The organism is Pseudoalteromonas sp. AS71, assembly GCF_038900275.1.
Classification (GTDB): domain Bacteria; phylum Pseudomonadota; class Gammaproteobacteria; order Enterobacterales; family Alteromonadaceae; genus Pseudoalteromonas.
Genome location: NZ_JBBMQZ010000017.1, coordinates 23,593 through 35,466 on the forward strand (window position 1 = coordinate 23,593; position 11,874 = coordinate 35,466).

Below are 11,874 nucleotides of genomic sequence, written 5' to 3' on the forward strand. Positions count from 1 at the left end.
TTTAATGCGTTGGAAATATTAAAATGTTATTTATTTGTTTCTTCCTTGTGTTTTTTAATGTTTTGTATGCAGCGCCAAGCCACTAATTTTTCTTTATATTCATCCCACACACAGGGGCAGCAACTACCGCCGCCACAGCATTCATCAGGCTTCGGTTTTTCAGGCTTTTGCGGTATTTGACTTGATAAATTTTGCATTATTGTATGTATTTAATACTAATTTGGTGCAATAAGAGTAAGTGAAAGGCCGTAGCAAGTAAATTATTCTTTGTTAACCTGCGCCGCTGTGTGAAAATAAAAGCTATGCGATTATATAAAGTTATTCACCGTGCGCCTTGGCGGGTAGTTAAAATTAGTAAGAAACGCCAACAGCTGCGTTTTCGTCGTGCTATGGTGGCGCTTAAAATCGCACTCGCGCAAGAAAAAAAAGAAACCAAAGAAATGCTCTCTATTTATAGGCGCTATACCCAAGGCCAAACAAGTAAAGAGGAGTTAAAACGCGCTAATGAACAGTTTGTTGATATTCTAAAAGGGCTAGGGCTCGGTGTGTTTGCTGTATTACCTTTTGCCCCGCTTACAATTCCTTTAGTTGTTAAATTAGGGAGTTTAGTGGGAGTTGATGTACTGCCAAGCTCGTTTAATATAAACAAATCTATTAAAGAACTTGATGCTAAAATAGATCAAGAAAATCAAAAGCAAGAATCCAAAAACAGCTTAAAAAAGTAACTAAAATCCCTTCAAATTAGCGATACCTTTTAGGTGCGCTTATTGATATGCTCTTAAGTACCATTTTTTATATTATATGAGCTTTTTAATGAGTGCATTACTACGTCATACATCTTCTGGTATTCCTTTATCTTTTATTCTTAAAAACGAATTATCTGACTGGCAAGCACAGCAGCCTGCATTTATACAAAATTGGTTAACTAATACAGGTTTTGAAAAGCAAGGTGTTGCTTTAATCCCTGATGCTAAAACGGGCGAGTTAAGCCAGGTATTTTGTTTAATGCAAAGTAGCGATGACTTTTGGGCTGCGGGTAATTTAGCAAATACACTTCCTACTGGTACTTATCAAATTCAAGGCGAGAGCGCTTTTGTAGAGCAAGTTGCTTTAGGGTTTGTGCTTGGTGGTTACGAATTTAGTGAATATAAAGAAAAACCAACAGCAAAAGCGCAATTAGCCATTAGCGATAAAGCGTTGTTTGACCGTATTAGCCAACAAGCTGATGCCATTACACTTGCACGTGATTTAGTTAATACTCCAGCGGTAGATATGATGCCGCAACATTTATCGCAAGTAATGGAAGATTTAGCTGCAACTTACAATGGCGAATTTTCACAGTGGATTGGCGATGAGTTACTAGAGCAAAACTACCCGACTATTCATATGGTGGGTCGTGCAAGCGAAAATAAACCGCGTTTACTCGATTTAAAATGGGGTGCAACAGATGCTCCATTAATTACGCTAGTAGGTAAGGGCGTATGTTTTGACTCTGGTGGACTTGATTTAAAACCAAGCTCTGGCATGCGTAACATGAAAAAAGACATGGGCGGCGCGGCGCACGTAATTGCACTAGCGCAGCTTATTATGGCAGCTAACTTACCAATTAGATTACGAGTGCTTGTACCCGCTGTTGAAAATGCAGTATCGCGAAATGCATTTCGCCCAGGCGATGTAATTAAAACACGCAAAGGCATTATGGTCGAAATTGATAATACCGACGCAGAAGGGCGATTAGTATTGTGTGATGCATTAAGCGAAGCACAAAACGACAACCCTGAGCTAATTATTGATTTTGCTACTCTCACGGGCGCATGTCGTGTTGCACTGGGCACGGAGCTTCCGGGCTTTTTCTCAACGCAGCGCGATGTAGCAAATGGTATTATTGATGCAGGTTTAATCGTCCATGATCCTGTTTGGCAGCTTCCGTTGTTTGAACAATACAAAAACTTACTAAAAAGTGATGTAGCCGATATGGCAAACTGTGCAAGCACACCGTTTGGTGGTGCTATTACCGCAGCGCTTTACTTAAAAGAATTTGTTGAACCAACAACACCATGGGTGCACTTTGATGTAATGGCATGGAACTTACGTGCATTACCAGGTCGTCCAACAGGTGGTGAAGCGTTAGGTATTCGCGCGGTGTTTACTTACTTACAAAACCGTTTTAACTAATCTTATATGACTATACGGGGTTAAACCTCGTATAGTTCAAGTGGTAAATTATCTGGATCGGCAAAAAAGGTAAACTTTTTGCCGGTTATTTCATCCACTCTAATATCCTCAACTTTTACGTCGCACGATTCTAAATACGTTTTTGAAATCTGTATATCAGCTACCTTAAAAGCTAAATGTCTTAAGCCTTGTGCTTCGGGATAGCTTGGTCTCGTAGGTGCGCCATCAAACGAAAATAACTCTATTTGACTACCATCGGGCATGGCTAAATCTAATTTATAAGAGTTACGATCGGCTCTAAAGTGCTCATTAATAACGTTAAGTTTAAGTACATTGTTATAAAAGTGTTTAGAACGTGCATAGTCACTGCAAATAATGGCAGCGTGATGAATACCTAAAAGTTTCAAATTTAATTCCTTAAAAAGCAAAAACGCACTTAAATAAGTGCGTTTTAAATGTGGGTTATTACATCTTTTGTTAGCTTTGCTGCGCTTCTTTACATGCTTTAACAGCTGGTGCTACAAGCTCTAAACCAGTTTTATCACATGGCGGTAACGCGGCATCGCTTACACTAATAGGCGTTACACGTTCGCCCCATTTTATGTAACTTGCAGCCCATGTTAGGCCTGCACCAAATGCAGCAGACATAATGTTTGAATGCGGTTTAATTAACCCTTGCTCAACGGCTTCACATAACGCAATAGCAATAGTGGCAGCAGAGGTATTACCATACTCACCAATGTTAACCATTACTTTTTCGTCAGGTACTTTTAAACGATGTTGAATAGCCTGAATAATACGTAAGTTAGCTTGGTGTGGAACGAGTACATTAATATCATCAAGGCTCAAATCGGCTTGTTTAAGTACGTCGTCGCACGCTTCACTCATGCCTTTTACAGCACGTTTGAAAATTTCACGACCTTCAAATAATAAATCAGATGGACCAATTGGCTCATATTTATTTAAATCGCTACCAAAGTTAGTGATGTGTAAAATATCGCGGTCTTCACTGTCACAACCGGTTTTAGTACCAAGTAGACCCGCTGGTGTATCTGCTGCTTCAAGTACGACAGCACCTGCACCATCGCCAAATAATACAGCGCTGTCACGGCGTGCCCAGTTTACGTACCAGGTCATACGCTCAGCGGCAATGACCACTGCTTTTTTGATCATACCCGCTTGAATTTGTGCTGTAGCAGCTTGCAATGCATATAAAAAGCCCGAACATGCCGCGTTTGTATCCATTGCGGCAGCGCCAGTTGCACCAATATTTTTTTGCACTTGTGAGGCGGTATTTGCCACAACAGTAGAAGGTGTACAAGTGGCTAATATTACTAAATCAATATCTTTAGGATCAACGCCCGCGCACGCAATAGCATGCTTAGCAGCAACGGTTGCCAGCTCGGCGGTACTTACATGGCTCACTCGGCGAGATTTAATGCCTGTACGCGTGGTTATCCACTCGTCGGTGGTATCAACTATTTCACTAATTTCATCGTTGCTAATGCTTGCTGGTGGAATGCATTTACCCCAACCAGTGATATGTGCGTAAGGCATAGTATGTTCTCTTAAGGTGGTCTGACATGTATTTCTAATGGGTGAGTTATACCAAAAAACGGCTTTCAAGACTAGTTTATAGCATGCTTTGTATCGTAAATATTCGCAATTACGGGTTATTTAAGGTAATGCTAGTATAAAAAAGGAGCAAGTATGAAAACAACACTAATAGCAACATTCACTTCAATAACGCTGGCATTAATAACAAATGAGGCTTTTGCTCAACAGCATAAAGTTATTTATGCGGGCAGTTTACTTGCATCCGAGGATCAAAAAGTAAAAACAGAGCAAACGTTAGTCATCACAGATAATACAATAACAGCCATTAAAAACGGCTACCTCACAAAAGCAGAACTCAACCTACCTGATGCCGATATTATCAATCTTAAAAATCAATTTGTAATGCCAGGTCTTATCGATATGCATGTTCACGTTACGTTTGAGCGAGATGCTAAAGCAAATCCTCACCGCTGGGCAACAGAATATGATGCCGATTATGCTTTGCGCTCAATTAAATATTTACAACGTACGCTCGATGCGGGTTTTACATCAGTGCGAGATTTAGGTAGCGATCACAAAGTAATATTTCCGCTAAAACGCGCTATTGAGCGAAATGATATTAACGGCCCTCGCATTTTTGCAGCGGGTAATACAATATCGCCTACCGGTGGACACGCAGATATGCACGGTTATCGAAAAGACATTACAGATGCGGTTACAGGTGGGATTGGCATTTGTAATGGCGCGGATGATTGTAGCCGTGCGGTACGCGAGGTAATAAAAAGTGGCGCTGATGTAATTAAAATTACTGCCACGGGTGGAGTACTAAGTAATACCGCTGCTGGGGTTAACCAACAACTTACAGATGCAGAGCTGATTGCAATTGTTGATACGGCTCACCACTTAGGACGTAAAGTTACAGCCCATGCACACGGTACACAAGGTATAAAAGCGGCCTTAAAAGCCGGTGTGGATTCTATTGAGCATGGCTCTTATTTAGATAAAGAGGCAATAAAGTTATTTAAAAAAACGGGAGCTTATTTAGTACCGACGCTTTTAGCGGGTGCAACGGTAAGCGAAGAGGTGCTTACAAATCCAAATATGCCACCGGCAATAGCCGACAAAGTGCGTGAAGTGACTCCAAAAATGCAGGCTTCGTTTAAACTTGCACTGAAAAACAAGGTTAATATAGCCTTTGGAACAGACTCAGGTGTGTCGCGTCATGGGCTTAATGCTAACGAATTTAGTTTAATGGTAAACAATGGTATGAGCGAAGCCCAAGCTATTAAGTCAGCAACCATACATGCAGCTAAACTACTGGGGCAAAGCGCACTCATTGGCGACTTGAGTGTTGGTAAGCAAGCAGATATTATCAGTGTGAATGGCTCACCGCTTAAAAATATCGACGTACTTAAAAACGTGCAATTTGTTATGAAAGCCGGGCAAGTTTATAAACAATAGGGAAGGTTATGAGCAGCAAAATAAAAGTGTCGTTGTTTAATCATTTGATTGACGCTGAGCGCCAGTTACTAGACCCAGAGATTCGCCAATCTGAGCGCGCATTAGATGCTTTACTCGATGATGAATTTATCGAAATTGCAGCCAACGGCACTACATTTAATAAATACCAAGTACTTACCCGCTTACCTACCGAGGTTGTGCCACAGTTTTATAATCAGCATTTTAAGGGCCGAATGCTGAGCGATGATGTAGTGCAACTTAGTTATCAAGCTGCTTATAGGCGCTCTGCTCGCAGTGAATTTAATTATTCATTGCGTATGTCGCTTTGGCGTAAACAAGGTGAACAATGGCAAATGGTGTTTCATCAAGGAACGCCTTGTGCACCGTTTTCAATTTCGATGGATGATGATTAAAAATCATATAACCGTTAAAATAACCTTATTAAACATTTGATTGGGCAATTACCTCTTGTTAATGCGTACAGACCCCACCATTAGTCGACTATTAATGCTGCGTAGCGGCGCAATTGCCGTGCAATTAATTGCTGTGCTTAGCGTTTATTTTTTACTAGAACATCAGATTGCATTACTGCCTTTGCTGATTGTCATTGCCGTTGAGGCTGTGTTTCAGCTTATTAGCCTGTTTGCTTATCGTAACGTAAGCCAAGCTAAGCCCTTGGGTATGTTAATGCAGTTAACTGCTGATGTGTTATTTTTAACGGTATTGCTCTCACTAAGTGGCGGTGCAACTAATGCATTTGTATCGTTGTTATTACTCCCAATAATGATAGCTGCTGTTACGCTGCGAGAAAAAGGATTAGCTTATATTGCAGTGTTAGCCATTGCCGCATACAGTTTTTTATTGATAAAGATGCCCGATCACAGTATGCATCAAATGAATATGAGTGGTCACTTTATTGGCATGTGGGTTAATTTTGTTTTAAGTGCCAGTGTAATTGCACTTGTTATTGGCGCAATGAGCAGAGCACTTAAAGAGCGAGAGCGAATTATTGCAAATGTGCGAGAAAAGCAATTACGTAATGAACAGCTTGTTACCCTTGATGGGGCCGCAGCACAAATAACTCATCAACTAGCGACCCCAATTGCAAATTTACAGTTACTGTTTGAAGAGTTATTAGAAGAGCAACCAAACAATCCTATTGTTAAGCACATGCAAGCGCCGCTTACTCAGTGCAGTACACAGCTTAACGACTTTAGAAACCTCTCAGAGCAGTTACGCCTTAAAAATTCACAAGAGCATACAACAGTAAAGCAACTGCAAACACAAATTACCGACACACTTTTACTACAATACCCTGATCAGCACATTCAATGGATTACGCCACCTATTGCTGCAACGCTATTGAGTGATGCCATGTTATTGCCCGCTGTTTTAAATTTATTGCAAAACGCCGCGCTCGCTAATCAAAAACAAGATAAAACCCAGTTAGAGCTGAGTTGGCAGCAAGATAACTTACATAGCGAATGCGTTTACTTGTTAATTCGTGATTTTGGCTGTGGCTTTTCGTCATCGCAATTAGCTGATCTGGGCGGGCAACTTATGCCAAGCGATCAAGGTATGGGGCTTGCTGTGCTTTTATCAAACGTTACTTTTGAGCGTTTAAATGGCTCACTTACCTTGTTTAACCATGCAGATGGCGGCGCTGTTGCCAAAGTTAAACTCGCTATTGTAAACACTGAGAATAACGCCTCATGAAGTTACTTATAATTGAAGACGATATAAATTTAGCCAGCACACTAGCAAGGCGCTTAACTAAACAGGGCTTTACCTGCGAGGTGGCGCATAATCAAAGTGATGCATTACTTATAGCACGCCAGCACTTACCTGACTTTGTATTGCTAGATATGAAACTAGGCGATGACAATGGCTTGGCATTAATAAAGCCATTACGTAGTTTGCTCCCCCAAACACATATTGTTTTACTAACTGGGTTTGCAAGTATAGCAACCGCAGTAGAGGCAATGCGGTTAGGTGCAAACGACTACCTTACTAAACCGGTTGATATGGCAACATTATTAAAAGCGCTTAACACCGAGCCTGTGGCATCGGCATCGAATGTTATTGATGATGCGGTTATGTCGCCGGAGCGCTTAGAGTGGGAGCATATTCAACAAGTACTGCACAGCAATAATGGCAACGTGTCGGTTACCGCAAGGCAACTTAATATGCATAGACGTACTTTGCAGCGCAAGTTACAAAAAAAGCCGGTGCAGCAGTAATTTAGTACTTAATTTAAGGAAAGTGTTATGAGCGATGATGCAGTGACAATAATGCAAAATCAAAAAATTATATTATTTGATGCGCAGTGTAAGCTTTGCAGCGCGTGGTGTAACTTTATTATTGCTCACGACACTAATACCATTTTTAAATTATGCAGCGTGCAATCTCTAAAAGGGGAATTGCTGTTAACGCATTTTGGTTTTTCAACAACTGAATATGCCTCAATGGTTTACCTAGAAAACAGTAAAGCGTATATGCAAAGCCATGCTTTTTTTAATGTTGTTAAGCAGCTAGGTTACCCATACAAACTAGCAAACGTATTTAGTATTTTGCCAAATAGGTTTAATAATTGGTTATACGATAGGGTTGCTTTAAACCGCTATACCTTATTTGGAAAATATCAGTATTGCAGAATACCCAACCCAGATGATGCTAAACATTATTTATAAATTAGGCGTTAATACACTGCAGTATAAGTAGATGCCAGGTTTATGGGGTTGTGTTAAAATCGCCGCGTTTAATTTTAGCTAACGGTATAAAAGGCTTTTTTCATGGCAAACACAGCACATGCACTTCACATTTTGGTTAAGCACAAAGAAATTGCAGAAGATATTATTAAGCAATTAGGTAAAGGTGCAAAGTTTCAGACCTTAGCTAAAAAGTATTCGTCATGCCCATCGGGTAAAAAAGGCGGTGACTTAGGTGAATTTAGACGCGGACAAATGGTTCCACAGTTTGACAAAATTGCATTTAAAGGCGCAATTTTAGAGCCACATTTAGTTAAAACCAAATTTGGCTGGCATGTAATTAAAGTGCTTTATCGTACTTAGTTTACTTTTAAGTAAAGAAGTAACCTTCGCTGTATAGAAAAAGGCTGCACTATGCAACCTTTTAAGTATTAAGCCTTTTTATTTTATCAACATCCAGATACCCGCAGCAATCATAAACAGGTTTTCGGTCAGAGAGACAAACCCCAGTGGTACATTACTATCACCGCCAACGCAGGCACACTTAAGCTCTCGTCTGTCTATGTAGACAGCCTTAATCACCGACACGGCGCCAACACCCCCAATAAATAAAGAAATTGGTGCAACAATATAAGCTGAAAGCCCTGCAATCATGCCAATACTTACAAATGCTTCTAAAAATGGATACACATAAGCATATCTCACTACTTTCATCGCAAATAAATCATAGGTTATAAAAGAATTACTAAAGCTGTATAAGTCGCGTAATTTTTGAATAGCCAGTACGCCCATTGTTAACGCGACAAACAGCATAACTGTATGCATAGAAAAAAGTGCAAAGCCAGTCGAGTAGCTAAATGCAAAGGCAAGCAATAAGGTAACAGCAAAAATGGCCGTTACGGGAGTATAAGTAGTACCTTGTTGGCCAGGCTCCGATTTATTAAAGTAAGTGCGCAGGTCGTCATACCCGCCAATGCGTTCGTTATCGATAAATGTTTGTGGTGTGGTATCAACATTGTGCTTTTGTTGAAATGCATCGGTTTCTTCGCGCGAAGTCAGCGGCTTATCATCTACCTTATAGCCCTTTCGCTTAAGTAAATCTTTTGATTTGAGTCCAAACGGACATATATGTTCATCGGTTGCCATTCTATATAATGTTGCTGACTTAGCCATGTGTACTCCTTACTTTAAATAGTTAATTTATTTGTGCAGACAGTACAAATGTAGGTTTCAACATTGTTGGTCGCTTTGAAAAAAGGGTCTAAATAAATGTAATTTTTACCTATCATTCGCACAAAATTATCTCACAGAGCATGTAATAATTTTCTTTGCTAATAATGCACTTATAATGCCAGTGTAAAAATCTATTCGTGTAATGTTAATTGTGGCAAAGGAACAAATAGTAGATATGTTCCTATATTAGAAATTAACCATAAGCAATATCAACTACCTATTATTATGAAAAATACAGTCACGTTAATAAAATCTAAAGGTGTAGGGATAGGAGCTATCGCTATATTAGCAGGGCTCGTTTTAGCGTTAGGGGAGATAATACTGCCAATTAGCTGCTTAGCCAGTTTGTATATAGTTTATAAATATTTTCGATTGGCTAGGGTTATTAAAATAAACTTAATAACAGAGCAGGTAACAATAAATAATAAATCCCTCATAGGCTTTTTAGAAATATCGATTAAGACTTTCGAAAATACGCATCGCTGCGCGTTAATAATTAAAAATACTGAGGAGGAAATACTCAAGTCAGGGGCGCTCTATTACTGCGCTAGTAAGGATTGCTTAATCAACTACAGCGGCGAATATGTGCATATTACAGTTGAGAACCAATAGGGCTAAAATGTGCAGTCTTATTTAGTTTTAAACTTGTCTTGTCCTGAAATGTGTAAACAGATTTCAGGACAAGACACTTTGAAAGAGATTGGTGACTATTTTCAATTGCACTATTCTCGTGTAAGTAAAATAGTGTCAAAAAGAAAGACCTGACCACCCTATTTACACAAGCCTTGGGCAACACTTTGCAAGCATTTGATAGTTATTCTGGTAACATTGAATTTCGTAAAGTACAACAGAAGTTTCAAACTGGCAGTAGCTTAAAGCCAACGTTTGACGTGACAAATTACACCATTGGAAATATCAGGTTATGAGCCATTTAAAGTACCACAATGACCACTATAAATTAGTGAATTTGCAAAATGCCTATCAAATTCATTTAGATACTTATAACAATAGGTGGCAGCGTTATCTCGAGCTAGAGCCCGCGATTTATGAGGAGCCGCAGGCACGGTTAAACTCTGACGCAATGGATTGTATAAGTCTAAGCTTTCATGCACAAAATGCAGAGAAAGGGCTTGAGGGCGTGCCTATTATGCGCTTTGGCCTAGATTTATTACATGCGCACTATAATTTAGTGTCAAACCCCGGGCAGCGCCATATTTTTACCTTAAAAGAGCACGTGTTTCGCTTAGAGGGTCGTGCTGAGCATCGCTCTATAATGGTTGATAATTGGTTATTGCAATTGAGTTTAGCGCTTTGCTTAAGAGATGCTGATGCGGTTGAGTTAATCTGCCGGTGCGAAGAAGATTGGCTTGAGTACCCTGATGCCTTTGACTTCGCACTCCTCAAGTTTGTGCGAAATATATTTGTACAAGACGCAGACCAAACAGTGTTATTACGCGAGGTAATGGAAAAATCAGGCCCTGAGCATGTTGATGAATTTAGAGCGCCTTACGTGAACCAGCTATTCTTACCTTATTTGGATGTGTGGGTAGCGGTGTTATCAAACGATGCCGCTCATTACCAACAGGCAATCCATAAAGCTATTGAATTACATTACACATTCTATAACGACCCACCGGAGGGGGCGGTTACGTGGAAAGGTGATGTAGCCTTGCTGATAAGCGCAGTGGCTAGCCTTGCCTATGATAAACATGGTTGGCAAGTGCCCGACACCCCTTACCTGCCAAAGTGGCTAATTTATAAAGAGTTTGAAAATGCTTAAATTAGCATTGTTTGGCTACGAGGCTGCATATTGCAGCCTTTAATTTTGCTAGCTAACTAAGCGTCTTGCTTAGCCTCTTCTTCACTAATTTGTTTTAGTGCCTGAATAAACGAGTCGCTTGGTTGTCCGCCAGTAAGTGCATATTTATCGTTTATGATAAATGTAGGGACAGAAGTAATACCCATCTGTTTAAAGTTGTCTTGCTCTTGGCGTACGTCTTGAACGTATTTGTCTGAATGTAGAATGCCGCGCGCAGTTTCTTTATCAAGACCTACTTTTTCAACAACGTCGAGCAGTGCTTCTTCTTGATTTAAGTATTTTAAATCAGTGAAGTGCGCTTCAAAAAAGGCGAGTTTTAACTGTGTTTGCTTACCTTCTTCACGTGCCCACATTAATAAACGATGCAAATCAAAGCTGTTGATCATGATGCGTTTGCCATCAAAATTAAACGTAAACCCAGCACGTTGTCCCGCTTCGAACATGTTTTTACGATTTTCGTCGCCTTGCTCTTCACTTAGGTTGTACTTTTGCATTAAATGTTCGTTTAAGTCTTGACCTTCAATTGGCATATCTGGATTTAGTTCAAAAGGATGCCACGTAATATCTGCGCTCATTTCGTCTTTGAGTTGCTCTAGTGCAGTTTCTAGGTTTTTATAACCCACTACACACCAAGGGCACATTACGTCTGAAACGATATCAATTTTAAAGTTTTTCATATTTATCCTTTTGAGGATTGCTTATAACTAAGTATAAAAAAGGATATTGGGATTAATTTAGCTTTATCAATCCTAAATACCAACGTGCAGTAACACTTAATCATTTTGAGTGGCCAAACCTGACGCTAGCTGCGTTAAAAATTTCTCATTTAGAACAACTAAATAACGAAATTTTTGCCTTACTATCGACAAGGTTTTCCTTCCTCAAAATAGATCACTTAGTTAAGCAGGTTGGTATAAACTA

14 protein-coding genes are annotated in these 11,874 nt (G+C 39.9%); 9 read left to right on the forward strand and 5 right to left on the reverse strand.

Annotated features, from left to right (window positions below; genetic code table 11):
* Positions 1–26 precede the first annotated feature (26 nt).
* Positions 27–197 (reverse strand): oxidoreductase-like domain-containing protein, encoded by a 171-nt coding sequence (locus WNY98_RS13565; protein ID WP_342878135.1) that lies wholly within the window; start codon positions 195–197, stop codon positions 27–29.
* Positions 198–302: 105 nt separating this feature from the next.
* On the opposite strand from WNY98_RS13565, the gene WNY98_RS13570 reads away from it, so the two are divergent.
* Positions 303–725, forward strand: coding sequence for a hypothetical protein (locus tag WNY98_RS13570; RefSeq protein WP_342878136.1), 423 nt, complete (start codon positions 303–305; stop codon positions 723–725).
* Between the two features lie 88 nt (positions 726–813).
* A complete protein-coding gene (locus WNY98_RS13575) occupies positions 814–2,175 on the forward strand; it encodes a leucyl aminopeptidase family protein (protein ID WP_342878137.1) in 1,362 nt (453 codons plus the stop codon).
* 20 nt (positions 2,176–2,195) lie between these two features.
* On the opposite strand, the gene WNY98_RS13580 is transcribed toward WNY98_RS13575, so the two are convergent.
* Both WNY98_RS13580 and WNY98_RS13585 read right to left on the reverse strand, forming a co-directional pair.
* Positions 2,196–2,582: a VOC family protein gene (locus WNY98_RS13580; RefSeq protein ID WP_342878138.1), complete on the reverse strand. Its 387-nt coding sequence runs from the start codon at positions 2,580–2,582 to the stop codon at positions 2,196–2,198.
* Between the two features lie 70 nt (positions 2,583–2,652).
* Positions 2,653–3,732, reverse strand: a complete 1,080-nt coding sequence (locus tag WNY98_RS13585) for a ketoacyl-ACP synthase III (protein WP_076925733.1) — start codon at positions 3,730–3,732, stop codon at positions 2,653–2,655.
* 153 nt (positions 3,733–3,885) lie between these two features.
* Between WNY98_RS13585 and WNY98_RS13590 the strand changes: the two genes are divergently transcribed.
* From WNY98_RS13590 to WNY98_RS13615, 6 genes are all read left to right on the forward strand, one after another.
* Positions 3,886–5,193: an amidohydrolase family protein gene (locus tag WNY98_RS13590; RefSeq protein WP_342878139.1), complete on the forward strand. Its 1,308-nt coding sequence runs from the start codon at positions 3,886–3,888 to the stop codon at positions 5,191–5,193.
* An 8-nt stretch (positions 5,194–5,201) separates the two neighbouring features.
* Entirely contained in the window at positions 5,202–5,606 is a 405-nt protein-coding gene (locus WNY98_RS13595; protein WP_342878140.1) for a DUF4440 domain-containing protein, read from the forward strand.
* A 61-nt stretch (positions 5,607–5,667) separates the two neighbouring features.
* Entirely contained in the window at positions 5,668–6,909 is a 1,242-nt protein-coding gene (locus tag WNY98_RS13600; RefSeq protein WP_342878141.1) for an ATP-binding protein, read from the forward strand.
* Positions 6,906–7,433, forward strand: coding sequence for a response regulator (locus WNY98_RS13605; RefSeq protein WP_342878142.1), 528 nt, complete (start codon positions 6,906–6,908; stop codon positions 7,431–7,433). Before WNY98_RS13600 ends, WNY98_RS13605 begins: the two co-directional genes overlap by 4 nt.
* A gap of 27 nt (positions 7,434–7,460) precedes the next feature.
* The gene (locus WNY98_RS13610) at positions 7,461–7,883 is read left to right on the forward strand and encodes a DCC1-like thiol-disulfide oxidoreductase family protein (protein ID WP_342878143.1); all 423 of its coding nucleotides are present in this window, start codon (positions 7,461–7,463) and stop codon (positions 7,881–7,883) included.
* Positions 7,884–7,985: 102 nt separating this feature from the next.
* Complete coding sequence (locus tag WNY98_RS13615; protein WP_002959014.1) at positions 7,986–8,264, forward strand: peptidylprolyl isomerase; 279 nt, start codon at positions 7,986–7,988, stop codon at positions 8,262–8,264.
* Positions 8,265–8,342: 78 nt separating this feature from the next.
* Here the strand turns inward: WNY98_RS13615 and WNY98_RS13620 are convergent, their stop codons facing one another.
* Complete coding sequence (locus WNY98_RS13620; protein ID WP_342878144.1) at positions 8,343–9,074, reverse strand: MauE/DoxX family redox-associated membrane protein; 732 nt, start codon at positions 9,072–9,074, stop codon at positions 8,343–8,345.
* 982 nt (positions 9,075–10,056) lie between these two features.
* Here WNY98_RS13620 and WNY98_RS13625 point away from each other — a divergent pair.
* Complete coding sequence (locus tag WNY98_RS13625; protein ID WP_290192759.1) at positions 10,057–10,914, forward strand: immunity 49 family protein; 858 nt, start codon at positions 10,057–10,059, stop codon at positions 10,912–10,914.
* Positions 10,915–10,970: 56 nt separating this feature from the next.
* On the opposite strand, the gene WNY98_RS13630 is transcribed toward WNY98_RS13625, so the two are convergent.
* Positions 10,971–11,630, reverse strand: a complete 660-nt coding sequence (locus WNY98_RS13630; RefSeq protein ID WP_165724950.1) for a DsbA family oxidoreductase — start codon at positions 11,628–11,630, stop codon at positions 10,971–10,973.
* Between the last annotated feature and the right edge of the window lie 244 nt (positions 11,631–11,874).

What these genes read in the sequence shown, in the direction of transcription:
- WNY98_RS13565 (WP_342878135.1), bottom strand. Translation starts at nt 197, where the DNA reads ATGCAAAATTTATCAAGTCAAATACCGCAAAAGCCTGAAAAACCGAAG.
- WNY98_RS13570 (WP_342878136.1), top strand. Translation starts at nt 303, where the DNA reads ATGCGATTATATAAAGTTATTCACCGTGCGCCTTGGCGGGTAGTTAAA.
- WNY98_RS13575 (WP_342878137.1), top strand. Translation starts at nt 814, where the DNA reads ATGAGTGCATTACTACGTCATACATCTTCTGGTATTCCTTTATCTTTT.
- WNY98_RS13585 (WP_076925733.1), bottom strand. Translation starts at nt 3,732, where the DNA reads ATGCCTTACGCACATATCACTGGTTGGGGTAAATGCATTCCACCAGCA.
- WNY98_RS13590 (WP_342878139.1), top strand. Translation starts at nt 3,886, where the DNA reads ATGAAAACAACACTAATAGCAACATTCACTTCAATAACGCTGGCATTA.
- WNY98_RS13595 (WP_342878140.1), top strand. Translation starts at nt 5,202, where the DNA reads ATGAGCAGCAAAATAAAAGTGTCGTTGTTTAATCATTTGATTGACGCT.
- WNY98_RS13600 (WP_342878141.1), top strand. Translation starts at nt 5,668, where the DNA reads ATGCGTACAGACCCCACCATTAGTCGACTATTAATGCTGCGTAGCGGC.
- WNY98_RS13605 (WP_342878142.1), top strand. Translation starts at nt 6,906, where the DNA reads ATGAAGTTACTTATAATTGAAGACGATATAAATTTAGCCAGCACACTA.
- WNY98_RS13610 (WP_342878143.1), top strand. Translation starts at nt 7,461, where the DNA reads ATGAGCGATGATGCAGTGACAATAATGCAAAATCAAAAAATTATATTA.
- WNY98_RS13615 (WP_002959014.1), top strand. Translation starts at nt 7,986, where the DNA reads ATGGCAAACACAGCACATGCACTTCACATTTTGGTTAAGCACAAAGAA.
- WNY98_RS13620 (WP_342878144.1), bottom strand. Translation starts at nt 9,074, where the DNA reads ATGGCTAAGTCAGCAACATTATATAGAATGGCAACCGATGAACATATA.
- WNY98_RS13625 (WP_290192759.1), top strand. Translation starts at nt 10,057, where the DNA reads ATGAGCCATTTAAAGTACCACAATGACCACTATAAATTAGTGAATTTG.
- WNY98_RS13630 (WP_165724950.1), bottom strand. Translation starts at nt 11,630, where the DNA reads ATGAAAAACTTTAAAATTGATATCGTTTCAGACGTAATGTGCCCTTGG.